The sequence below is a fragment of the Streptomyces sp. NPDC030296 genome (assembly GCF_055572815.1).
Genome location: NZ_JBVICQ010000014.1, coordinates 84,696 through 105,546, shown reverse-complemented (window position 1 = coordinate 105,546; position 20,851 = coordinate 84,696). Strand labels below are relative to the sequence as shown.

Here is a 20,851-nt window from a genome sequence, read left to right as displayed (position 1 = left end):
GTGGGTCGGGAGGTGCCGGCGTGAGAGGCGTCGTGTTCGACGGGAAGCGGGTCGAGGTCGTCGACGATCTCGACGTACGGGAGCCGGGGCCCGGCGAGGTGCGGGTCGCCGTCGCGGCGGCCGGGCTCTGCCACAGCGATCTGTCGGTGGTGGACGGGACGATCCCGTTCCCGGCGCCGGTCGTGCTCGGGCACGAGGGCGCGGGCGTCGTCGACGCGGTCGGCGCCGGCGTCACCCATGTCCGGCCCGGTGACCATGTGGCGCTGTCCACCCTCGCCAACTGCGGGACCTGCGCCGACTGCGACCGGGGGCGGCCCACCATGTGCCGTCGCGCGATCGGGCGCCCGGAGCGGCCGTTCACCCGCGGCGAGGAGCCGGTGTTCCAGTTCGCCGCCAACTCCGCCTTCGCCGAGCGGACGGTCGTCAAGGCCGTGCAGGCCGTGCGGATACCGGACGACATCCCGTTGTCGTCGGCCGCGTTGATCGGGTGCGGTGTGCTGACCGGGGTCGGCGCGGTCCTCAACCGGGCGCGCGTCGACCGGGGCGAGAGCGTGCTCGTCATCGGGGCCGGGGGCATCGGGCTCAACGTCATCCAGGGGGCGCGCCTCGCGGGCGCGACCCGGATCGTCGCGGTCGACGCCAACCCGGAGAAGGAGGGCGTCGCCCGGCAGTTCGGCGCCACGCACTTCCTCACCTCCGCGGACGGCGCACGGGAGGTCGTGCCGACCGGTGTCGACCACGCCTTCGAGTGCGTCGGCCGCGTCGAACTCATCCGCCAGGCGATCGATCTGCTGGACCGGCGGGGGCAGGCGGTGCTGCTGGGCGTACCGGCGGCCACGGCCGAGGCGTCCTTCCGGGTCTCCTCCCTGTACCTGGACAAGGCGATCCTGGGCTGCCGCTACGGATCGTCCCGGCCCCAGCGGGACATCGCGCTCTACGCCGAGCTGTACCGCGAAGGGCGGCTGCTGCTGGACGAGCTGGTGACCGCCACGTACCCGGTGGAGGACTTCGCGAAGGCGGCCCAGGACGCGGCGGAGGGGAGGGTCGCGCGGGCGGTGCTCACGTTCTGAGCCGGGGGAGGGAGCCGTGGGCGCGCCGCTGAGCGCCGGGGCGCAAACAGAAAGGCAAGGAGTCACCGAACTCCTTGCCGTGCTCAACTTATAGCGCACGGGGGGTCTTGCGGCAAGGGCCCGGTCGTACCGCAGAATCACCGGCCTGAGCGGGAGTTCGGCGGAGATCGGGAGTGGTGGAGTGCGCGTTGTGCTGTCGACCTACGGGTCGCGGGGGGACATCCAGCCGATGGCGGGACTGGCCGCGAGTCTGCGGGAGTGGGGCGCCGAGGTACGGGTGTGCGGCCCGTCGGACGAGGAGTTCGAGAAGCTGTTCGCCGGGATCGGCGTGGAGATGGTGCCGTACGGGCCGTCGGCGCGGTCGCTGACGAAGGCGGCGCCGCCCGCCTCGACGATTCCCGAACGTGCCGCACAGGTGATCGCCAGCCAGTTCGAGGTGATCACCGCGGCGGCCGAGGGCTGGGACGTCCTCGTGGCGACCGGCATGATCCCGGCCGCGGCCGGTGCGCGCTCGGTGGCCGAGAGACTCGGCATCCCCTCGGTGTCCGTGACCTTCCAGCAGCTCACGCTGCCGTCGCCGCAGCGCCCGCCGCTGGCGTACCCGGGGCGTCCGCTGCCGCCGGACGTGACCGACAACCGGGCGCTGTGGGACCTCGACGCCGAGGCCGTCGACGCGCTGTTCGGGGAGGCGCTGAACACCCACCGGGCCGCGGCCGGGCTGACCCCGGTGGACGGTGTCCGCGACCATGTCGTCGGCGACCGGCCCTGGCTGGCGACGGACCCGGTCCTCGACCCGCCGACGGAGATGCCGGACTTCGACGTCGTCCAGACCGGCGCGTGGTTCCTGCCCGACGAACGGCCCCTCCCGGACGGGCTGTCGGCGTTCCTGGACGCCGGCGACCCCCCGGTCTACGTGGGATTCGGCAGCATGCCCCTGCACGCCTCGCGGGACGTCGCCCGGGTCGCCGTCGACGCGGTGCGGGCTCAGGGCCGTCGGGTGCTCGTCGGGCGCGGCTGGGCCGATCTCGCCCTGATCGACGAGCGGGACGACTGCCTCGCCGTCGGCGAGGTCAACCACCAGGCGCTGTTCGGGCGGGTGGCCGCCGTCGTCCACCACGGGGGCGCCGGCACCACGACCACGGCCGCCCGGTGCGGCGCGCCCCAGGTCGTCGTACCGCAGCTGGCGGACCAGCCGTACTGGGCGGGCCGGGTGGCGGCACTCGGCATCGGCGCGGCCCACGACGGCCCCGTCCCGACCTACGCGTCCCTGTCGGCCGCGCTGGAGGTGGCGCTCGCCCCGGAGACGGGGGAGCGGGCGGGGGCGGTCGCCGCCACGGTCCGCACCGACGGGGCGGCGGTGGCCGCGCAGCTGTTGCTCGACGGGGCCGTGTGAGGACGGTCGGGGGCGCCCACGGGGTCGGGTGACGGCGGACGGGCGCCGCCGCCGGAGCCCCGGTCGGGACTGTCGCCGAAGGTCGCGGTCAGGGCTGTCGCTGAGGGGCCGCCGGTGTCGCTCCGCCCGAGCGGAACGTGCGCCGGTACGCCGTCGGGGTCACCCCCAGGGCCCCCTGGAGGTGCTGGCGCATCGACTGGGCCGTGCCGAACCCCGCGTCGTGGGCGATCTGGTCGATGGACAGGTCGGTGGACTCCAGGAGGTGGCGGGCCCGTTCGACGCGCTGCCGGGTCAGCCACTGGCCGGGGCTGACCCCGACCTCCTCCCGGAAGCGGCGCGTGAACGTACGCACCGACATGGCCTCCTGCCGGGCCATGTCGCGCAGTTGGATCGGCTCGTGGAGGCGGGCGAGGGCCCAGGCGCGGGCGGCGGTCGTCCCGGCGGCCTGCTGCTCCGGCAGGGGCCGCTGGATGTACTGGGCCTGACCGCCGTCCCGGTGCGGCGGCACCACCGTGCGGCGGGCCACGTCGTTGGCGACGGCCGTGCCGTGGTCGCGCCGGACCAGATGCAGGCACAGGTCGATGCCGGCGGCGACACCCGCCGAGGTGAGGATGTCGCCGTCGTCGACGAACAGCACGTCGGCGTCCACCCGTACCTTCGGGAACAGCCGCTGGAAGTGCTCGGCGTGGTACCAGTGCGTGGTCGCCGGGCGGTTGTCGAGGAAGCCGGCGGCGGCCAGGACGTAGCCGCCGGTGCAGATGGAGACGAGCCGGGTGCCGGGGCGGATGTGGGCGAGGGCGGCGGCCAGTTCCGGGGTGAGGACGCCGTCCTCGTAGACCGGGCCCAGCTCGTGCGAGGCGGGCACCACCACGGTGTCCGCGGTCGCCAGGGCTTCCGGTCCGTTCGCGATGAGGACGGCGAAGTCGGCGTCCGTCTCCACCGGTCCCGGCGGCCGGATCGAGCAGGTGACGATCTCGTACAGGCGTCGGCCGTCCGCTCCCCGCGCCTTGCCGAAGATGCGCTGCGGGATCCCCAGCTCGAACGGCAGCAGGCCGTCCATGGCGAGGACGACGACACGGTGCCGGGCACCGGGCCGGGCGGGCTTGCGGGATGGCTCCGGGGTCATCGTCATGGCCCGATCCTAACGAATGCTGTCCTTCGGGCCACTCGTTCCGGAAGATCGCAGGTCCGAAGCTTGTCCGCATGACGCAGAGAGCCGACGACGCACCCGCGCTCGCCCGCACCACCACCGATCAGCGGCCCCACGAGTCCCGCCCCCCGAAGTCCTCCCGAGTGCACCGCGCATGGTTCGTCGCGGCCGTCACCTTCGTGACGATCATCGGCGCGGCGGCCTTCCGCTCCCTGCCGGGTCTGCTGATCGACCCGTTGCACGACGAGTTCCACTGGTCCCGCGGCACCATCGCGTCCGCCGTGTCGATCAACCTTGCGCTGTACGGGCTGACGGCGCCGTTCGCCGCCGCGCTGATGGACCGCTTCGGCATCCGCCGGGTGGTCGCGGCGGCCCTCACGGTGATCGCGATCGGCGCCGGTTCGACGGTGTGGATGACCTCGGCCTGGCAGCTGATGCTCTGCTGGGGCCTGCTCGTGGGGCTCGGCTCCGGCTCGATGGCGCTGGCGTTCGCGGCGACGGTCACCAACCGCTGGTTCACCGAGCGGCGCGGCCTCGTCTCGGGCATCCTGACCGCCGCCTCGGCCTCCGGGCAGCTGATCTTCCTGCCGCTGCTGTCCTGGATCGTCACGGAACACGACTGGCGGCCCGCCGCCGTCACCGTGGCCCTCGCCGCCCTGGCCGTCGTCCCCTTCGTCTGGCTGCTGCTGCGCGACCACCCGGCGGACGTGGGGCTGAAGCCGTACGGGGCGACGGAGTTCGTGCCCAAGCCGGCGCCCGTGCCGGGGGCGGCGCGCAGGACGATCCGGGTCCTGATCTCGGCGGCGCGGACCGGCCCCTTCTGGCTGCTCGCCGGCACCTTCGCGATCTGCGGGGCCTCCACGAACGGCCTCATCCAGACCCACTTCGTGCCCGCCGCCCACGACCACCACATGCCCATCACCGCGGCGGCCTCCCTGCTGGCCGTCATCGGCGTCTTCGACGTCGTCGGCACGATCGCCTCGGGCTGGCTCACGGACCGCTACGAGCCGCGGCGGCTGCTGGCCGTGTACTACGCGTTCCGCGGCCTCTCCCTCCTCTTCCTGCCGCATCTGCTGGCCCCCTCCGTGCACCTCCCGATGATCTTCTTCATCGTCTTCTACGGCCTCGACTGGGTCGCCACCGTCCCGCCCACCATGGCCCTGTGCCGTGAGCACTACGGCGACGACAGCGCCATCGTCTTCGGCTGGGTCCTCGCCTCCCACCAGGTCGGCGCCGCCCTCGTCGCCTTCCTCGGCGGCCTCGCCCGCGACACCTTCGGCGAGTACGACGTCGTCTGGTACGCCTCCGGGGCGCTGTGCGCGGTGGCGGCGCTGATGGCGCTGGTCATCCGGCGCCGACGGCCGACCCCGACAGCGACCACCGGGGGCGGGGGCGTGGCGGTGGCCGGGGCCTGAAGTACGGCGGTTCCGGGCGGAACCCGCCCTGCGGCGGTTCCGGGGTGGGGCGGGCGCAACCGTTTCGGGGCGGGCACACTCCCTTTAGGCGGGGAGGGTGCTGGTGATGTCCATGGCGAAGGCGGAGACGGCGGGCGAGGGCGTGGCCCGTGGGAGCGCCGAACCGTCGGCGGTGTCCATGGCCGTGCTCGGGGTCGAGGGCGCGCTGGTGTGTGCCGCGCTGTTCGTCGCCGTGCTCGGCGCCCAGTCGGGCCCCGGCGGCGGGGAGCCCTTCGCGGCCCTCGCGGTCGTTCCGCTGATGCTCGTGCTGATCCTGTTCGCCGGTGGCCTGCTCACCGCCGCGTACGTCGTCCCGGCGGTGCGCCTCGCCCACTGGACCGCGCGGCAGCTGACCGGCCGCACCGCCTGGTGGTGGATCCCGCCCGCCTGCACCCTGTGGGTCCTCCCGGCCCTGGCCGTCCCCGCCTGGCACCTCGCGGGCCTCGGGCTCTACGCCGTGGCCCTGCCCCCGGCCCTGGCGGTGCACGTCACCGTCGTACGGGCCCGAGCGGGCCGGCCCGTCCAGCCCTGCGCGGCGATCCTCTCCTGGGGCGCGCTGGCCGCCGGGTGCGTGGTGATCGGCGGCGGGGTGGTCGTGGCGGTGGGGTGAGGGCCAGAGGGGGCCCCGGCGCCTCAGCCGGTCGTGAAACCGCGGGGTGTCTCAGCCTGGTGTGAAACGGCGGGGGTCTCAGCGTGTTGTGAAGCCGCCGAAGCGGCCGCGGTGGAACAGCAGGGGTGCGCTCGACGCCTCGTCGGCGTCGGCGGTGCCCAGGGCCTCCACCCGGCCCACCACGATCAGATGGTCCCCTCCGGGGTGCACGGCGTGGATCGCGCAGTCGATCCAGGCGGCGGCGCCGGCGAGGCGGGGCGAGCCGGTGACGGGGGCCGGGTCGTGGACGACACCGGCGAACTTGTCCGACCCGCTCACCGCGAAGCGCCGGCACAACTCGCCCTGATCCGCGCCGAGTACGTTCACGCAGAAGACGCCGGCGCGAGCGATGAGGGGCCAGGTCGTCGACGTACGGCCGACCATGAAGACGACGAGGGGCGGGTCGAGCGAGAGCGAGGAGAAGGACTGACAGGCGAAACCGGCGGGGCGGGGCGCCGGCCCTGGGATGTCCGGGGTGGTGTCGGGCGCCGGTGGGGCGGTGATGACCGTCACGCCCGTCGCGAAGCTGCCCAGGACGCGGCGGAACTCCGCCTGGTCGACCGGCACCCGCTCGCCCTCGCGGACACAGCGCAGCTCGGGGCGGGGCAGTGCTTCGACCGGGCGCGAGGGCGCGGTCGCCCGCGTCCGGTCGGACCGTAGATATCGGACGGCGGCCGCCGCCATTCCCGCATGTCCCATCACAGCCCCATTGAAACTGACGGACCGTCAGAAGTGAAGGGCCGCAACGGCCGCGCGTCGCCCGCCGTGCCGGTCGCTCCGGCGGTGATCGGTCCGTCGCTTTCCCCGGGGGCGGGGTGTTCAGCGGCCCTCGAAGCGGGGCGCGCGGCGTTCGGTGAAGCTCGCCACGCCCTCCTGGGCGTCCGCCGTAGTCATGTTGATCTCCTGGGCGGCGGCCTCGGCGGCGAAGGCGGTGGCGCGGTCGGCGTCGAGGGAGGCGTTGACCAGGTGCTTGGTCAGCGCCAGGGCCCGGGTGGGGCCGGCGGCCAGGCGCCCGGCCCACTCGCGGGCCGTCTGCTCCAGGGCGGCGGCGGGGACGACCCGGTTGACCAGGCCGAGCCGTTCCGCGTCCGCTGCGGACAGGGCGTCGCCGAAGAACATCAACTCCTTCGCGCGCTGCGGCCCGATCAGCCGGGACAGGAGGTAGGCGCCGCCGCCGTCGGGGACGAGTCCGCGGCGGACGAACACCTCGATGAAACGGGCCTCCTCGGCCGCCAGGACCAGATCGCAGGCGAGGGCGAGATGCGCGCCGATACCGGCCGCCGTGCCGTTCACCGCCGCCAGCACCGGCTTCTCGCAGTCGAGGACGGCCGCGACGAGCCGCTGGGCGCCGAGACGGATGGTGCGGGCCACGTCGCCGGCGACCCGGTCGGCGGGGCGGGCCGCCCCGCCGCGCAGGTCGGCGCCCGCGCAGAACCCGCGGCCCGTCGCGGTGATCACCACGGCCCGCACGGCGGGGTCCGCGGAGGCGTCCGAGAGCAGCTGGACGAGACGGTCGCGCTGGTCGGGGGTGAGGGCGTTCATCGCCTCGGGGCGGTTGAGAGTGATCCACGAGACGGCGTTGTCAGTGGCGTGCAGTATCAATGAGTCACGGGATTTTTCCGTACGTTCAAGGGGGGAAGCGGACATGTGGGTGCTCCATCTGTCACGGGGTGCGACGGCCTTGTCCGGTGTGGTGGGTCGGCGTTCAGCGGCACACCGCCAGCGCGTCCAGGGCCACGGCGCCCTGCCCCCTCGGCAGCACCATCAGCGGGTTGATGTCCAGCTCCGCGATCTCGTCCCCCAGTTCCAGCGCCATCCGCTGCACCCGGAGCACGACCTCCACGAGCGCGTCGACATCGGCCGGGGGTGCCCCGCGGACCCCGTCCAGCAGGGCCCGGCCGCGCAGTTCGGCGAGCATGGCGCGCGCCTGGTCCTCCCCGAAGGGCGGCACGCGTACGGCCGCGTCGTGGAGCACCTCGACGAGGACACCGCCGAGTCCGACCGTCACCGTCGGCCCGAAGAGGTCGTCGTGCGTGACCCCCACGACCATCTCCACACCCCGCTCGACCATCTGGCAGACGAGCACCCCGTCGAGCGACACGTCCTCGTAGCGGGCGATGTCGGTGAGTTCGCGATAGGCGTCACGGATCTGGCTCGCGGAGGTCAGCCCGATCTTCACCAGGCCGAGTTCCGTCTTGTGGGCGATCCGCGCCCCGGACGCCTTCATCACCACCGGGTAGCCGACGAGGCTCGCCGCGCGCACGGCCGCCGCCGCGCTCGTCACCAACTGCTCGCGCGGCACCCGTATCCCGTAGGCGCGCAGCAACTGCTTGGCCGCGTGCTCGCTCAGCTGCTGCCCCGGCCGCATCAGGGCCTTCGCCTTGCGGAAGGAGGGCGACGGGGAGCGCGGCGCCTCGTCGAAGGGGGAGCGGTAGGCGGTGGTGAAGCGGGCGTGGTCGAGGTGGGCGCGGACGGCGGTGATGCAGTTGGCGAAGGTGCGGAAGGTCGCCACCTTCGACGACCCGAGCAGCGTCTTCCGGTAGGCGTCCTCGGTGCCCACCGGCGACCCCCACACCACGCACACCAGCTTGTCGGTGCGTTCGGCGGCGTCCACCAGGTCCTGGGCGAGCTTGTCGCTCATCGGCGGGAAGGGGCCGGTGATGGGGCAGATCAGCACGCCGACCGCCGGGTCGTCGAGGATCGCGTCGAGGATGCGGGGGCCGCGCCAGTCGCCCACCGGGTGCCCGCCGTTGTCGACCGGGTTGGCCACGTTCAGATAGCCGGGGATCCACTGGTGCAGTTCGGCCTGCTTGGCCTCCGACAGCGTCGGCAGGCGCAGCCCGGCCTCCGTCGCCAGGTCCGCGAAGTGCGCGCCCGTACCGCCCGAGATCGAATAGACGACGACACCGTCGGCCACCGGACGTGACGGGGCCCCGGCGCGCGGACGCCGGGCCCGCGCCAGCAGGGTGGCCGTGTCCTGGAGTTCGTCCAGCCCGTCCACGCGGATCACGCCGTACTGCCGCATGGCCGCGTCGACCACCGCGTCCGCGCCGGTCAGCTTGCCGGTGTGGGTGGCGGCGGTGCGGGCGCCGGCCTCGGTGCGGCCGACCTTCACGGCCACGACGGGCACCCCCCGGCGGGCGGCCCGGTCGGCGGCGAGGAGGAAGGAGCGGCCGTCCTTGAGGCCCTCGATGTAGCAGGCGATGGCGCCCACCTCGGGGCGCTCGGCGAAGTAGGAGATGAAGTCGGCGGTCTCCAGATCGGCCTCGTTGCCGGTGGGGGCCCAGTGGGAGAGGCGGATGCCGAGTTCCTGGAGGGAGAAGACCGGGCGGCCCTGGTGGCCGGACTGGGTGATCAGCGCGATAGCGGGCCCGTCCAGGTCGTCGCGGAAGCGTTCGAAGGCGTTGAGGTTGGTGTTCGGGCCCAGCAGCCGCATGCCTCCTGAGCGGGCGACGGCCGCGGCCAGCCGCTCCTGGGCGAGGGCGCCCTCCTCGCCGGTCTCCGCGAACCCGGAGGCGAAGGCGACGGCGAACTTCACCTTGGCCTCGGCGAGTTCGTCGATCAGCGGGAGGGGGTCGGAGACGAGCAGCACGGCGAGGTCGACCTGTTCGGGCAGGTCGGCGACGGAAGGGGAGCAGGGGACGCCGAAGACGGAGGGGCGCGTCGGGTGCACCGGGTGGAGCCGGGCGCCGACCCGTTCGGCCCAGGCGAGCAGCTGCCGGGTGATCCCGGTGTTGGGGCGGCCCTCCGCGTCCGAGGCGCCCACCACGGCCACGGACTCGGGGCGGAAGAACCGGTCCAGATCGGGGACGGCTGCGTACAGCGGGCGCCCGCTGACGTCCAGGTCGCCGGCCTCGGCAGGTCTGCCGTGCACGATCTGCTGGGGGGTCTCGCCGCAGGCGATCGCCCGGGCCCGGCGGGAGTCGGTGGTGAGGGTGCCGTGGGTTGATCCAAGCATCGGTCCGCCCGCTCCTGTGTGACAGCCAATTCACTGAGGTGACGCGGTCACGTATCACTCATCCAACTGACGCAACGTCAGATTTCAGATTACTGAACTGACGCTGCGTCAGGAATGGGTGTGCGGGCAAAGTTACGTGGCGGTACGGGGATTTGTACCCGCCGGGGGTGGCCGTCAGACGTATACGGCTGCGGTCGGCTTCGACGGCCGGGCGGCGTCGAAGGTCGGCCGGGTGTCCACCGTCGGCCGGATTCCGCCTCCGGGCGGCTGCGACCGTCGGCTCGTCCCGGCCGCCCGACTGTCGACCAGGATCACACCCGGCGCGACCGGAGCGGTGAGCGGCCACCCGGTGTCCGGGCGGTTCGCGTTCGACCCGGACACGTCGAACAACACGGCGGTGCTGGCGGTGAACTGATCTCGGCGCCCCCTCAGCGCGCGACGCGTACCTGGACGGTGACCGCGTCGCGCGTGGCGACGCCTCCGGTGCGGGCGACGGCCTTGGCGATCTTCTCGGCGTCGAGGGCGAGTTCGCGGAACATGCCGCTGATGGGGTTGGTGAAGCCGGTGAAGTACAGGCCGGGCGCGTTCCGCGGGGAGCGCGCTCCGTGTACGACCGGCTTGCCGCGCCCGTCCAGGACGTCGAGATGGCCGAGCAGTCCCTCCAGGGCCCGGCGGTAACCGGTGGCGGCGATCACGGCGTCGGTCTCGACGTGCGAGCCGTCGGCGAGGACGACCTTGCCGTCCTCGAACTTCTCCACCGCGGCGACGATCTCCACCTTCCCCTTGCGGACGGCGTCGATGATGCCGACGTCCTGGACGGGGATGGAGCCCTCGTTGACCCGCGAGTACAGGCCGGAGGTGGGGCGGGGCAGCCCGTGCGCGGACAGGTCGGGCACGCTGAGCCGGGCCATCGGCTTGGCGATCCGGTCCACCAGGGCGACCGGGAGCCGCCGCACGAGGACGGCGCTGTACTGGGCGGCCCAGCCGGCCGTGGAGCGGCGCACGATGTGCGGGGCCGTCCGCACCGCGAGCCGTACCCGCTTCGCCCCGCCCTCGACGAGGTCGACGGCGATCTCGGCGCCGGTGTTGCCGATACCGACGACGAGGACGTCACGGCCGGCGTAGGGCTCGGGGTTGCGGTACGCGGAGGCGTGCGACAGGTCGCCGGTGAAGGTGTCGCGGCCGGGCCAGTCCGGGATGTGCGGCGTGTGGTTGTAGCCGGTGGCGACGACGACCGCGCCGGCGGTCAGCTCACGGCCGCCGGTGGCGCGCAGCAGCCAGGTGCCGTCGGGGTTCCGCTCCACGCGGGTGACCTCGACGCCGGTCACGATCTCCAGCGCGTGGACCTCGGCGTACTTCTCCAGGTAGCGCACCACGTCGTCCCGCGCCACCCACCTGCCGAAGCGGCGCGGTATCGGCAGGCCGGGGAGCGCCGACAGCCGCCGGGTGGTGTGCAGGCGCAGCCGGTCGTAGTGGCGCCGCCAGGACGCGCCCACCGCGTCGGACTTCTCCAGTACGACGGCCCGTATCCCCCGGGCACGCAGCGCGTGGGCGACGGCCAGCCCGCCGGGACCGCCACCGATCACATAGACCGGGTGGTCGGAGGCGGGGGTCGCGGAAGCTCTGGAGTCGGCCATGAGCCGAGCGTATTCACGTCCATCATTGATGGGTCTCGGTCAAGACCGGAATTGGTTGCGGATTGATCACGGCTGAGGAGGAGCGCGTGAGGTCTGTGGCGTAGGTCTCCCGGAATATGGCGGGCGCGTGGCGTGGGTGGGGGTGGCGCGGAGCCCCGGTGTGCGCCGCGTCCCCGTGGTCCGCACCTCATGCCGCTGTCGCCGGGTTGTGCGCTTCCCGCTCCACGTCTTGCGCTTCCCCCTCCCGTCCGCTGAACTGACGTACCGTCAGAAACTCCGCGCGGACGCGTCGAAGGGCGGCAGCCATGGACTCGGTCTGGCTCTCCGGTGGTGAATGGCTGGCTGTGCTGCGGATTGGGCTCGGGCTGTGGTGGCTGGAGAGCTGGCGGCACAAGGACAAGAAGACCTGGTTCCAGGGCGCCGGGATCGCCTGGGCGGCCGGGGTGGCCGGGAAACACAGGTGGGAAGCGGTGCGCACCGGCTTCGACGTGGTGGTGAAGCCCCGGCCCCGGACCATGGCGTATGTCGTCGCGTACGCCGAACTCGCCCTCGGGCTCGGCCTGATCCTCGGCTTCCTCACCCCCGTGGCGCTGGTCGGGGGGCTGCTGCTCAACCTCGTCTACTTCGTGCTGATGATCCACGACTGGGCCGAGCAGGGGCAGAACTCGATGATGGCGCTGATCTCGGTCGTGGCGCTGTTCGGGATGTCGTGGCAGAGCTGGTCGCTCGACAGCGCGCTGGGGCTTTTCTGATGGGCTCCGGCGGGACCGGCGGCCGGTTCGATCTGCCGGAGGCCGACGCCTTCAGCCGTACGTACTGGGACGCGGCCGCCGAGGGGCGGCTGCTCGTACGGCGGTGCGGGGCCTGCGGGCGGGCCCACCACTACCCCCGTGAGTTCTGCCCCCACTGCTGGAGCGAGGACGTGCGCTGGGAGGAGGCGAGCGGCCGGGCCACGCTGTACACGTGGTCCGTCGTCCACCGCAACGACCTGCCGCCCTTCGGGGAACGGGTCCCGTACGTCGCCGCCGTCGTCGACCTCGTCGAGGGGCCGCGGATGATGACCGAGGTCGTGGAGTGCGCGGCGGCGGACCTGCGGGTGGGGATGGAGGTGAAGGCGGTGTTCCGGGAGGCCGGGGGGTTCCGGGTGCCGGTGTTCAAGGTGTGCGTGACCCCGTAGGGCCGGGGCGGACGGGCCTCGGTTTCAATGGCGGTGTGAGTCGTACTCCTGAGTCGTGTGCCGATGAATCGCCCGCCGAGTCCGTCGGGTTCGTAGGGTCCGCCGGGGCCGCCGAGTCGTCCGGGGCCGCGTCCCGTGCCGAGGTGCACGGGCACGGGCTCGTGCTGTGTGCCTGGGACGCCGAGTCCGACGCCGACGTGGACGCCTGGTTCCGGGGGCGTTCCGACCCGGAGTTCCGGCGGTGGAACACGCCCCTGATGCTGGACGACGGGCCCGCGGGGGCGCGTGAGTCGTTGCGGCGGCGCGCGGAGACCGACGCGGAGGGGAGCACCGCGACGTTCCGGGTCGCGGACGCGGAGAGCGGGGTCACGCTCGGACAGGTCGGGTTCAGCGGGATCGACCGGCTCATGCGGCGGGCCATGATCGGCTACTGGGTGCTGCCGGAGGCCCGCGGCCGGCGGGTCGCCCGCCACTCGGTCGACCTCGCCACGCGCTGGGCCTTCACCGAACTCGGCCTCCACCGCATCGAACTCGACCACGCCCTCGGCCACGACGCGTCCTGCCGGATCGCCGAGCGGTGCGGGTACCCGTACGAGGGGACCCTGCGCGGGGCGATGTGGGAGGCGGGACGGCACGACGCCTTCCGCGACGCCCACCTCCACGCCCGCCTGTCCACCGACCCAGCGCCGGGCGGAGACCTATAGCGAGGCCCGAGCGGGAACGTCGGGCCCCGGCCGAAGCGGGCGTAAATCCGCGTGCGGGCGGCGGGCCTTCCTCGGTACGGTCGTGAGAATGCGTGCAGAGGGACGTGACCACGGAAACGTACAGACACCCGACCACGACGTGAGGACGCAGGCCCCCGACGACGGGTACGCCACTGTCGACGACCCCGACGGCCACTTCGGTGAGGCCATCGCCGCCCACTACGACGAGACGTCCGCCGAGATGTTCACCCCGGAGACGGTCGATCCGGCTGTGGCGTTGATCGCGGAACTAGCCGAACAGCCCGGGCACAAGCCCCGCGCGCTGGAGTTCGGCGTCGGCACCGGACGCATCGCCCTGCCTCTCGCCCGCGCGGGCGTCCCCGTGCACGGCATCGACATGTCGCGCGCCATGGTGGAGCGGATGCGGGCCAAGCCCGGCGGGGACGCGATCGGCGTGACCATCGGGGACTTCGCCACCGCCCGCGCGGACGGCGAGTTCACCGTCGCCTACCTCGTCTTCAACACGATCAACAACCTGCTCACACAGGACGCCCAGGTCGACTGCTTCCGCAACGCCGCCGCGCACCTCGTGCCCGGCGGCTGCTTCGTCATCGAGGTCGGCGTGCCGGCGCTGCGCAGTCTGCCGCCGGGGCAGGACGCGGTGCCGTTCCATGTGGGCCCGGACCGGCTGGGCTTCGACACGTACGACGTGGCCACGCAGGGTATGCGGTCGCACCATGTGCGCGTCGTCGACGGGCGGGCGACGCACCACTCGATCCCGTTCCGTTACGTGTGGCCGGCCGAGCTGGACCTCATGGCGCGGCTCGCCGGGATGCGGCTGCGCGACCGCTGGGAGGACTGGGACCGGCGGCCGTTCACCAGCGACAGCACCCGGCATGTGTCGGTGTGGGAGAAGGAATGAACCGGTGGGGCCGAGGCGCACGGGACGGGAGCGGGACATGGCGGCAGGGAACATAGACGAGGTCGTGGACGGGCTCGCCGAGGTCGTGCGGGACGCCCGCCGCGCCGGCGACCGGATCGGCTACTTCGCGGCGCTGTACCGGCAGGTGACCGTCGAGGTCCGTACGGCCATCCATGAGGGGCAGTTCGACGACGGCGCCCGTATGGACCGGTTCGACACGTACTTCGGGAACCGCTACTTCGAGGCGTACGACGCCTGGCGCGCCGACCGGAGCGGGCCGCGCTGCTGGCGTGAGGCGTTCGGGCTGCTGGACGACTCCGACACGGTGATCGTCCAGCATCTGTTGCTCGGCGTGAACGCGCACATCAACCTCGACCTGGCCGTCGCCGCCGCGCGGACCTGCCCCGGTGCGTCCATCCACGCGCTGCGGCGCGACTTCCTGCTGATCAACGACATCCTCGGGCGGGTCGTCCTGGAGGTGCAGGACTCGATCGACGCCCTGTCGCCGCTCCTGTCGCTGCTGGACCGGATCGGGGCCCGCACCGACGAGCGGATCCTCGACTTCAGCATCCGCCGGTCCCGTCAGGAGGCCTGGCACGACGCCGTGCTGCTCGCCGGCCAGACCGAGGAGGAGCAGGCGGAGACCATCGAGCGGCTCGACATCCGGGCCGCCGTACTGGCCCGACTGATCGCCCGCCCCGGCGGCCTCGTCCGACCGGCCCTGGAGCTGATCCGCGCAACCGAGAGCGACGACGTCCCGGCCGTCATCGCCCACCTGGACAGAGCGATGGAACGGCCCGCCACCCGGCGAAGCACGGACGACTGAGCCCGGCCCCGGCCCCGGCAGGGCACGGCCGCTGAGCTCGGCTCTCCCGCCCGGCAGGGTGCGCACGGCTGAACCAGGCCCCCGGCCCCGCAGCCGCCCAGGGCCTCTCCCCAGGCGTCCGCGTGCCTCACGGCCACAACAGTTCCGTGGCCCAACCCCCCTCCGCCCTGCGGTAGACGAGCCGGACGTGGCGTCGGCGGGCGTCGCCCTGGAAGAACTCCACCTCGTCCGGCTCGACCGTGTACGCCGTCCAGGACGGTACGAGCGCGTCCGGCTCCCGTTCGGCCCGTGCCCACGCGTCGTCGGACGCCCGCTCCAGCTCCGCCAGGGAGGGCAGGACCGCGCTCTGCTGTCCCACGAGGGCCGCGGCCAGCGCGCCCGTCGAGCGGGCGTGCAGGTCGGCCTGGGCGAACGCGGCGGGGGCCACCGCGACCCGGCCGCGCACCCGCACCTGCCGCCCCCGCACGGGCCAGTAGAAGCCGAGGGCCGCGTACGGGCGGGCCGCGAGGTGCCGTCCCTTGCGGCTGCCGGAGTGCGTCGCGAAGTGCCAGCCGTGCTCGTCCACGTCGTGCAGCATCACCGTACGGACGTCCGGGTTGCCCTCCTCGTCGGCCGTGGCCAGCGACATCGTGTGCGGCTCGGGCTGCCCGGCCGCGACCGCGTCCGCGAACCAGGTGGTGAACAGGGGGACCGGTGCGGCGGGCGCCGTGGCCGGGTCGAAGCCGGGCAGCTCGGTGACCTCGGGGTCCCAGACCCGCAGGGTTCGCAGCAGCTGGACGAAGTCGGAGGGGGCGTCGGCGCCGGGAGTGCTCATGCGCCGATTCTGCCGGGCCGGGTCAGGCCGGGCCCTCACCCCCGTCCCAGGACCACCGTCCCCGACGAGCAGAACCAGCCTCCCGTGCCGGAGGCGACGGCGAGCCGGGGGAGGTCGCCGCCGGGGGAGCGCAGCTGCCGCTCGCCTGCCTCGCCGCGCAGCTGGCGGACGGCCTCGACGAGGAGGAAGAGGCCGCGCATACCGGGGTGCTGGGCGGACAGGCCGCCGCCGTCGGTGTTGACGGGGAGGTCCCCGGCGAGGGTCAGGCGGTTCTTCTCCACGAAGGGGCCGCCCTCGCCCTTCGCGCAGAAACCCAGGTCCTCCAGCGTCACCAGCGTCATGTAGGTGAACGCGTCGTAGATCTCCGCGAAGTCGATCTCGGACGGGCGGACCCCGGCGCGTTCGAAGGCGAGACGGCCGCTGACCGCCGCCGGGGAGACGGTGAAGTCGGGCCACTCGGACATGGTGGTGTGGGAGACGTGCTCCCCGGTGCCCAGGACCCAGGCGGGGGTGGTCGGACGACAGTCCCGTACGTACTCCTCGGCCGCCAGGACGACCGCCGCGCCCCCGTCGGAGCGGACGCAGCAGTGGAGCTTGGTGAACGGGTCCGCGATCGGCGCGGAGGACAGCACGTCGTCGACGGTGATCGGCGTGCGGAACATCGCCTCCGGGTTCACCGCCGCGTTCGCCCGCGCCTGCACGGCCACGGAGGCGAGCTGCTCCAGGGTCGTCCCGTACTGGTGCATATGGCGGCGGGCGGCCATGGCGTACTTGGCGATCAGGGTGTGCCCGTAGGGGACCTCGTACTGGAGGGGGCCGCGGGCGCCGAAGGAGAGAGTGCCGGTGCGGCGGCCCGCCCTGATGTCGGCGCGGGCCGTGGAGCCGTACACGAGCAGCACGACGTTGGCGTGCCCGACGGCGATGGCGTCCGCCGCGTGCGCCGCCATGACCTCCCAGGTGGCGCCGCCGACCGAGGTGGAGTCCACCCACGTCGGCCGCAGCCCGAGGTACTCGCCGACCTCCACCGGCGCCAGCGTCCCGAGGCCCGCCGACGCCAGCCCGTCCACGACGGTGTGCTCCAGGCCGGCGTCCGCCAGGGCCCGGCGGGCGGCCTGCGCGTGCAGCGCGTACGGCGTCGCGTCGTCCACGCGCCCGCAGTCGGCGAGCGCGACCCCCACGACGGCCACCTCGCGGCGGCCGGCCCTTCCCCTGCGGATCCCCGGTACGGCGGCAGCGGTCATGGACCTGACGGTACATCAGATTCCCGGCGCGGGGGACCTGTGCTTCCGTCGCCTCCCGCTCTAACATGACGCACCGTCAGATCGATGTCGGATCGAGCAGAGGGTGAGCAGAGGGGGACCCGCCCATGGACGCCCGCTTCACCGCCGAGCAGGAGGAGATCCGCCGCACGGTAAGGGAGTTGTTGCTCAAGCGCAGCGGCCCGGAGGACGTCCGGGCGGCCGTACGGACCGGCGAGGGATACGACACCGCGCTGTGGACGACGCTCGCCGAACAGCTCGGCCTGCCGGGGCTCGCGCTCCCCGAGGAGTACGGCGGGGTCGGCTGCTCGGTCACCGAACTGGCCCTCGCATGCGAGGAACTGGGGCGCGGCCTCACCCCCTCGCCGCTGCCGGCCACCGCCCTCCTCGCGGCCCCCCTCGTCCTCGCCCTCGGCACCGACCGCCAGCGCGACCGGCTCCTCCCGCGCCTCGCCACGGGCCGCCTCACCGCCGCGCTCGCCGTCCCCGGCGCCGCCCTCGCCACCGCGCTCGCCCTGACCGGCGACAACCACGGCGCGTGGGCCGGCGGCGGCCGCGCCGGGGGAGTGCAGGCACGGCGGTCCGGCGACGGCTGGCGACTGTACGGGGAGGTCACGCAGGTGCTCGACGGGCACAGCGCGGGCCTGCTCCTCGTGGCCGCCCACACCGGCGGCTTCGCCCGGTCACGCACACTGCTCTACCTCGTCCGGGCGGAGGCGACGGGGCTCGTACGGGTACGGCAGACCGCCCTCGACGAGACCCGACCGGTGGGCCGGATCCAACTGCGCGACAGTCCGGCCGAGTTGCTCGGCGAGGACGACGAGGCGGACGTACCGGCGGCGCTCGCCGGGGTGGGCGACGCAGCCGCCGCCGTCCTCGCCGCCGAGGCCGTCGGAGCGGCCGGCCGGGCCCTGGAGCGGACCGTCGCCCACGTGGGGCAGCGGGAGCAGTTCGGGCGGCCGATCGGATCGTTCCAGGCGGTCAAGCACCGGCTGGCGGACGTGTACGTGGGTGTGCAGGCCGCCCGGTCGGCGGCGTACTACGCGGCGTGGAGCGCCGGCGTGCGCGGCGAACGGGTCGGCGGGCAGGCCCTCGCCCAGGCACTGGAGGCGCTGCGGACCGCCGCCGCGGAGGGCGTCCAGTTCCACGGCGGCCTCGGTTTCACCTGGGAACACGAGGCGCATCTGTACGTCAAGCGCGCCACGGCGGGCGCGCTGCTCCTCGGCCCCGTGCACCGGTTGCGGGGGCGGGCGGCGGAGCTGGCGGGCATGTTCGGCGGCGACGACGAGGAGGTGCGGGGCTGATGGCCTCGAAGAGCGCGAGTGGCCTGAAGGACGCAGGCGTGCGATGGGTGCAGAAGGTGTCGTCCGCTCCGGCGTTCGCGCGGGTGGCGCCCCATGTCATCCCCGCCCTGGACCGGGCCGTGCACCGGATGACACGGGGCAAGGTGCTCCTCAGCGCGCAACTGCTGCCGGGGATCGTCCTGACCGCGACCGGGGCGCGGAGCGGGGTGCCGCGCCGCACACCGCTGGCCTGCATGCCCGAGGAGGGCGGCCGCAGCTGGCTGCTCATCGGCTCCAATTTCGGCCGGACCGACCACCCCGCCTGGACCGCGAACCTCCTGGCCCACCCCGACGCCGTGATCAGCTGGAAGGGCGAGGACATCCCGGTCACCGCGCGGCTGCTCCAGGGCGAGGAACGGGCGGCGGCGTGGAAGGAACTGCTGCGCTTCTGGCCGCCGTACGCGACCTACCAGGCCCGGGTGGAGCGGGAGATCCGGGTGTTCCGGATCAGCCGGCGGTGAGGGGCACGGGGGTTCCGGATCGTCCGGCGGCGGTGAGGACGCGGTGTTCCGGATCGCCCCGGCGACGGTGAGGACGCGGCGGGCGGTGTCCCTCGGTGAGGGTGCCGCCCGCGTGACAGGATCCGCGTCCGGGACCGCCCGGGGTGCTCCCGGCTACTTCGTGGGCTTCTTGCCGGTGATGCCCAGGTGCACCAAGAGGGCCAGGTTCGGCTTCAGTTCGGCCTGCTTCACGCCCCAGGACTGGAAGCCCTTCTGGTGCGAGGAGACCGAGGCGAGCATGGCCACGAGGGAACCGGCGAGGGCGCCCGGGCTCACGTCCTTGTCGACCCGGCCCTTGGCCTGGAGCTCCTTCACCGTCTCCGAGAGGGAGTTGGTGACCGAGTTCAGGATCTTCATGCGGATCTTGTAGAAGCGTTTGTCGCCCTCGGCGGCGCCCAGGTCCACGACGCGGAGGATCGCGTCGTTCTTGCGCCAGAACTCCAGGAAGCCGTCGACGAGTTCCTGGGCGGTCTGCCAGCCGGCCTTGCCCACCCAGGAGCGCCCTTCGAGGAGCGACGTCAACGTGGCTCCCTCGGCGGCCATTTGCTCCGCGATCTCCAGGACCGCGCCCTCGACGTCCGGGAAGTACTGGTAGAAGGTCGCGGGCGAAGTCCCCGCCTTCCGGGCGACATCGATGACTTTGACGTCCCGGTAGGGGGAGGAGCTGAGCATCTCGCTGAGGCAGTCGAGCAGCTTCTGCCGGGTCGCCTGCCCACGTCGGCCGGCCACGCGGCCGTCGACGGTACGCACTTGTCCTGTCATGCCGTCAGCTTACCGAGGGGTGATCGGAGCGCGATTCGGCCGACTGCAAATGGGGCGTACGGGCTTCACCACAGGCTTCTCGCGACGCTACGGGCAACGGGGTGGCGGGTTTCTTTCGCTGCGTGGGAGGAGCGGGACGGGCGGGGACACCGGGACTGGCGGGGACACCGGGACGGGCGGGTACGCCGGGGCGTGCCCCGGCTCCGTCGGCCACCCGCACGCACGCGCTCCGCGCGCGGTGGGCGTGGGGCGCCGTTAGCTTGGCGGTATGTACCCCGAGGGCGTTCCGTGCTGGATCGATGTGCAGCTTCCCGACGTGGAGGCCGGGAAGCGTTTCTACGGCGAGCTCTTCGGGTGGACGTTCAAGGTGGCTCCCGGCGACGGGGCGCACGAGGTCTGGGCTTACCTCCCCGCGCCGTCCGCCACACCGTCGACCACTCCCTCCGCCACACCGTCCGAGGCCCCCTCGGACGTTCTCCCGGACGCCTCCTCGGAGGTCCCCCCGGACGCCTCCTCGGACGTCCCTCTCGCCCCCGTGGCCGCGCTCGTGCCCAAGCCCGACGGGCGGATGCCCACCGTGTGGACGCCGCACTTCGCGACGCCGGACGCGGTGGCGCTCACCGCGCGGCTCACGGCGGCCGGCGGACAGGTGATCACGACGCCGACCCCGGTCGGGGACCTGGGGGTCGCCGCGCTGGCCACGGATCCGGAGGGGGCCGTGTTCGGGCTGTGGCAGGCGGGCACGCACCCGGGGTTCGGGCGGCGGCACGAGCCGGGGACCTTCGCCTGGGCGGAGTTGTACACGCGGGACACCGAGGCGGCCAACGCCTTCTACGCGCACCTCTTCCACGACGCGCTCTTCGGGCCCGACGCCGACCCCGACTTCGGGCGGGCCGCCGTCACCGAGGTGTTCCCCGCCGAGATGCCGCCGCACTTCCTCGTCCACTTCGGTACCGAGGACTGCGAGGCCGCCCTGGGCGTGGTCACCCGGCTCGGCGGTCGGGTCCAGGTGCCGCCGTTCGACACGTCGTACGGAAATGTGGCGGTCGTCACGGACAATCAAGGCGCGTCGTTCGCGCTGCTCCAGCGGAGGGCCGGGGGCGACTGGCGGGAGGCGCCGCGGGAGGAGGGTCAGAAGGAGCAGGACCCTGACGATCTGCGGCGAGAAGGGGACGAAGGGCGCGAAGACGAAGGCTGAGAGGCTGTGGCGCCAATGTCGTACGGGTAGGCATG

The 20,851-nt window shown here is 73.3% G+C and carries 21 protein-coding genes; 13 read left to right on the top strand and 8 right to left on the bottom strand.

Features of this window, described 5'->3' with window-relative positions:
* Window positions 1-20 precede the first annotated feature (20 nt).
* Together ACZ4Z3_RS33500 and ACZ4Z3_RS33495 are read left to right on the top strand one after the other, a co-directional pair.
* Window positions 21-1,070 (top strand): Zn-dependent alcohol dehydrogenase, encoded by a 1,050-nt coding sequence (locus ACZ4Z3_RS33500; RefSeq protein ID WP_468504565.1) that lies wholly within the window; start codon window positions 21-23, stop codon window positions 1,068-1,070.
* Window positions 1,071-1,251: 181 nt separating this feature from the next.
* Window positions 1,252-2,463 (top strand): glycosyltransferase, encoded by a 1,212-nt coding sequence (locus ACZ4Z3_RS33495; RefSeq protein WP_468504564.1) that lies wholly within the window; start codon window positions 1,252-1,254, stop codon window positions 2,461-2,463.
* 88 nt (window positions 2,464-2,551) lie between these two features.
* Here the strand turns inward: ACZ4Z3_RS33495 and ACZ4Z3_RS33490 are convergent, their stop codons facing one another.
* A complete protein-coding gene (locus ACZ4Z3_RS33490; RefSeq protein ID WP_468504647.1) occupies window positions 2,552-3,589 on the bottom strand; it encodes a GlxA family transcriptional regulator in 1,038 nt (345 codons plus the stop codon).
* A 77-nt stretch (window positions 3,590-3,666) separates the two neighbouring features.
* On the opposite strand from ACZ4Z3_RS33490, the gene ACZ4Z3_RS33485 reads away from it, so the two are divergent.
* Both ACZ4Z3_RS33485 and ACZ4Z3_RS33480 read left to right on the top strand, forming a co-directional pair.
* Entirely contained in the window at window positions 3,667-5,028 is a 1,362-nt protein-coding gene (locus tag ACZ4Z3_RS33485) for an MFS transporter (protein ID WP_468504563.1), read from the top strand.
* Window positions 5,029-5,134: 106 nt separating this feature from the next.
* Window positions 5,135-5,677 (top strand): hypothetical protein, encoded by a 543-nt coding sequence (locus tag ACZ4Z3_RS33480; protein WP_468504562.1) that lies wholly within the window; start codon window positions 5,135-5,137, stop codon window positions 5,675-5,677.
* 78 nt (window positions 5,678-5,755) lie between these two features.
* On the opposite strand, the gene ACZ4Z3_RS33475 is transcribed toward ACZ4Z3_RS33480, so the two are convergent.
* The 3 genes from ACZ4Z3_RS33475 to ACZ4Z3_RS33465 form a co-directional block, all read right to left on the bottom strand.
* Window positions 5,756-6,415 (bottom strand): flavin reductase family protein, encoded by a 660-nt coding sequence (locus ACZ4Z3_RS33475; RefSeq protein WP_468504561.1) that lies wholly within the window; start codon window positions 6,413-6,415, stop codon window positions 5,756-5,758.
* A gap of 120 nt (window positions 6,416-6,535) precedes the next feature.
* Window positions 6,536-7,363 carry an enoyl-CoA hydratase/isomerase family protein gene (locus ACZ4Z3_RS33470; protein WP_468504560.1) on the bottom strand — a complete coding sequence of 276 codons (828 nt, stop codon included), beginning with the start codon at window positions 7,361-7,363 and terminating at the stop codon, window positions 6,536-6,538.
* A gap of 58 nt (window positions 7,364-7,421) precedes the next feature.
* Window positions 7,422-9,674, bottom strand: coding sequence for an acetate--CoA ligase family protein (locus ACZ4Z3_RS33465; protein ID WP_468504559.1), 2,253 nt, complete (start codon window positions 9,672-9,674; stop codon window positions 7,422-7,424).
* A gap of 232 nt (window positions 9,675-9,906) precedes the next feature.
* Here ACZ4Z3_RS33465 and ACZ4Z3_RS33460 point away from each other — a divergent pair, with 232 nt between their 5' ends.
* Entirely contained in the window at window positions 9,907-10,089 is a 183-nt protein-coding gene (locus ACZ4Z3_RS33460) for a hypothetical protein (RefSeq protein WP_468504558.1), read from the top strand.
* Window positions 10,090-10,102: 13 nt separating this feature from the next.
* Here the strand turns inward: ACZ4Z3_RS33460 and ACZ4Z3_RS33455 are convergent, their stop codons facing one another.
* Window positions 10,103-11,311 (bottom strand): flavin-containing monooxygenase, encoded by a 1,209-nt coding sequence (locus ACZ4Z3_RS33455; RefSeq protein ID WP_468504557.1) that lies wholly within the window; start codon window positions 11,309-11,311, stop codon window positions 10,103-10,105.
* 305 nt (window positions 11,312-11,616) lie between these two features.
* Here ACZ4Z3_RS33455 and ACZ4Z3_RS33450 point away from each other — a divergent pair, with 305 nt between their 5' ends.
* From ACZ4Z3_RS33450 to ACZ4Z3_RS33430, 5 genes are all read left to right on the top strand, one after another.
* Entirely contained in the window at window positions 11,617-12,063 is a 447-nt protein-coding gene (locus tag ACZ4Z3_RS33450) for a DoxX family membrane protein (protein ID WP_468504556.1), read from the top strand.
* Window positions 12,063-12,488 carry a Zn-ribbon domain-containing OB-fold protein gene (locus tag ACZ4Z3_RS33445; protein WP_468504555.1) on the top strand — a complete coding sequence of 142 codons (426 nt, stop codon included), beginning with the start codon at window positions 12,063-12,065 and terminating at the stop codon, window positions 12,486-12,488. Before ACZ4Z3_RS33450 ends, ACZ4Z3_RS33445 begins: the two co-directional genes overlap by 1 nt.
* A 35-nt stretch (window positions 12,489-12,523) precedes the next feature.
* Window positions 12,524-13,192 (top strand): GNAT family N-acetyltransferase, encoded by a 669-nt coding sequence (locus ACZ4Z3_RS33440; protein ID WP_468504554.1) that lies wholly within the window; start codon window positions 12,524-12,526, stop codon window positions 13,190-13,192.
* Window positions 13,193-13,280: 88 nt separating this feature from the next.
* On the top strand, window positions 13,281-14,114 hold the full coding sequence (locus tag ACZ4Z3_RS33435) for a class I SAM-dependent DNA methyltransferase (RefSeq protein WP_468504553.1): 834 nt from the start codon (window positions 13,281-13,283) through the stop codon (window positions 14,112-14,114).
* A gap of 37 nt (window positions 14,115-14,151) precedes the next feature.
* Window positions 14,152-14,940, top strand: coding sequence for a DUF5995 family protein (locus tag ACZ4Z3_RS33430; protein ID WP_468504552.1), 789 nt, complete (start codon window positions 14,152-14,154; stop codon window positions 14,938-14,940).
* 127 nt (window positions 14,941-15,067) lie between these two features.
* Here ACZ4Z3_RS33430 and ACZ4Z3_RS33425 read toward each other — a convergent pair whose 3' ends face one another.
* Together ACZ4Z3_RS33425 and ACZ4Z3_RS33420 are read right to left on the bottom strand one after the other, a co-directional pair.
* The gene (locus tag ACZ4Z3_RS33425; protein WP_468504551.1) at window positions 15,068-15,754 is read right to left on the bottom strand and encodes a pyridoxine/pyridoxamine 5'-phosphate oxidase; all 687 of its coding nucleotides are present in this window, start codon (window positions 15,752-15,754) and stop codon (window positions 15,068-15,070) included.
* Between the two features lie 35 nt (window positions 15,755-15,789).
* A complete protein-coding gene (locus tag ACZ4Z3_RS33420) occupies window positions 15,790-16,995 on the bottom strand; it encodes a thiolase C-terminal domain-containing protein (RefSeq protein ID WP_468504550.1) in 1,206 nt (401 codons plus the stop codon).
* Window positions 16,996-17,120: 125 nt separating this feature from the next.
* Here ACZ4Z3_RS33420 and ACZ4Z3_RS33415 point away from each other — a divergent pair, with 125 nt between their 5' ends.
* A complete protein-coding gene (locus ACZ4Z3_RS33415) occupies window positions 17,121-18,317 on the top strand; it encodes an acyl-CoA dehydrogenase family protein (protein ID WP_468504549.1) in 1,197 nt (398 codons plus the stop codon).
* A complete protein-coding gene (locus ACZ4Z3_RS33410; RefSeq protein ID WP_468504548.1) occupies window positions 18,317-18,817 on the top strand; it encodes a nitroreductase family deazaflavin-dependent oxidoreductase in 501 nt (166 codons plus the stop codon). The genes ACZ4Z3_RS33415 and ACZ4Z3_RS33410 overlap by 1 nt, the downstream gene beginning before the upstream one ends.
* A 153-nt stretch (window positions 18,818-18,970) precedes the next feature.
* Here ACZ4Z3_RS33410 and ACZ4Z3_RS33405 read toward each other — a convergent pair whose 3' ends face one another.
* Complete coding sequence (locus tag ACZ4Z3_RS33405) at window positions 18,971-19,618, bottom strand: TetR family transcriptional regulator (RefSeq protein WP_079049852.1); 648 nt, start codon at window positions 19,616-19,618, stop codon at window positions 18,971-18,973.
* Window positions 19,619-19,886: 268 nt separating this feature from the next.
* On the opposite strand from ACZ4Z3_RS33405, the gene kbpA reads away from it, so the two are divergent.
* Entirely contained in the window at window positions 19,887-20,816 is a 930-nt protein-coding gene (kbpA, locus tag ACZ4Z3_RS33400; protein WP_468504547.1) for an AfsK-binding protein KbpA, read from the top strand.
* Window positions 20,817-20,851: the final 35 nt, after the last annotated feature.

Coding starts and splice junctions, on each gene's coding strand:
- kbpA (WP_468504547.1), top strand. CDS start 19,887: ATGTACCCCGAGGGCGTTCCGTGCTGGATCGATGTGCAGCTTCCCGAC.
- ACZ4Z3_RS33410 (WP_468504548.1), top strand. CDS start 18,317: ATGGCCTCGAAGAGCGCGAGTGGCCTGAAGGACGCAGGCGTGCGATGG.
- ACZ4Z3_RS33470 (WP_468504560.1), bottom strand. CDS start 7,363: ATGTCCGCTTCCCCCCTTGAACGTACGGAAAAATCCCGTGACTCATTG.
- ACZ4Z3_RS33485 (WP_468504563.1), top strand. CDS start 3,667: ATGACGCAGAGAGCCGACGACGCACCCGCGCTCGCCCGCACCACCACC.
- ACZ4Z3_RS33480 (WP_468504562.1), top strand. CDS start 5,135: ATGTCCATGGCGAAGGCGGAGACGGCGGGCGAGGGCGTGGCCCGTGGG.
- ACZ4Z3_RS33420 (WP_468504550.1), bottom strand. CDS start 16,995: ATGACCGCTGCCGCCGTACCGGGGATCCGCAGGGGAAGGGCCGGCCGC.
- ACZ4Z3_RS33425 (WP_468504551.1), bottom strand. CDS start 15,754: ATGAGCACTCCCGGCGCCGACGCCCCCTCCGACTTCGTCCAGCTGCTG.
- ACZ4Z3_RS33490 (WP_468504647.1), bottom strand. CDS start 3,589: ATGACCCCGGAGCCATCCCGCAAGCCCGCCCGGCCCGGTGCCCGGCAC.
- ACZ4Z3_RS33450 (WP_468504556.1), top strand. CDS start 11,617: ATGGACTCGGTCTGGCTCTCCGGTGGTGAATGGCTGGCTGTGCTGCGG.
- ACZ4Z3_RS33455 (WP_468504557.1), bottom strand. CDS start 11,311: ATGGCCGACTCCAGAGCTTCCGCGACCCCCGCCTCCGACCACCCGGTC.
- ACZ4Z3_RS33445 (WP_468504555.1), top strand. CDS start 12,063: ATGGGCTCCGGCGGGACCGGCGGCCGGTTCGATCTGCCGGAGGCCGAC.
- ACZ4Z3_RS33430 (WP_468504552.1), top strand. CDS start 14,152: ATGGCGGCAGGGAACATAGACGAGGTCGTGGACGGGCTCGCCGAGGTC.
- ACZ4Z3_RS33475 (WP_468504561.1), bottom strand. CDS start 6,415: ATGGGACATGCGGGAATGGCGGCGGCCGCCGTCCGATATCTACGGTCC.
- ACZ4Z3_RS33435 (WP_468504553.1), top strand. CDS start 13,281: ATGCGTGCAGAGGGACGTGACCACGGAAACGTACAGACACCCGACCAC.
- ACZ4Z3_RS33405 (WP_079049852.1), bottom strand. CDS start 19,618: ATGACAGGACAAGTGCGTACCGTCGACGGCCGCGTGGCCGGCCGACGT.
- ACZ4Z3_RS33415 (WP_468504549.1), top strand. CDS start 17,121: ATGGACGCCCGCTTCACCGCCGAGCAGGAGGAGATCCGCCGCACGGTA.
- ACZ4Z3_RS33465 (WP_468504559.1), bottom strand. CDS start 9,674: ATGCTTGGATCAACCCACGGCACCCTCACCACCGACTCCCGCCGGGCC.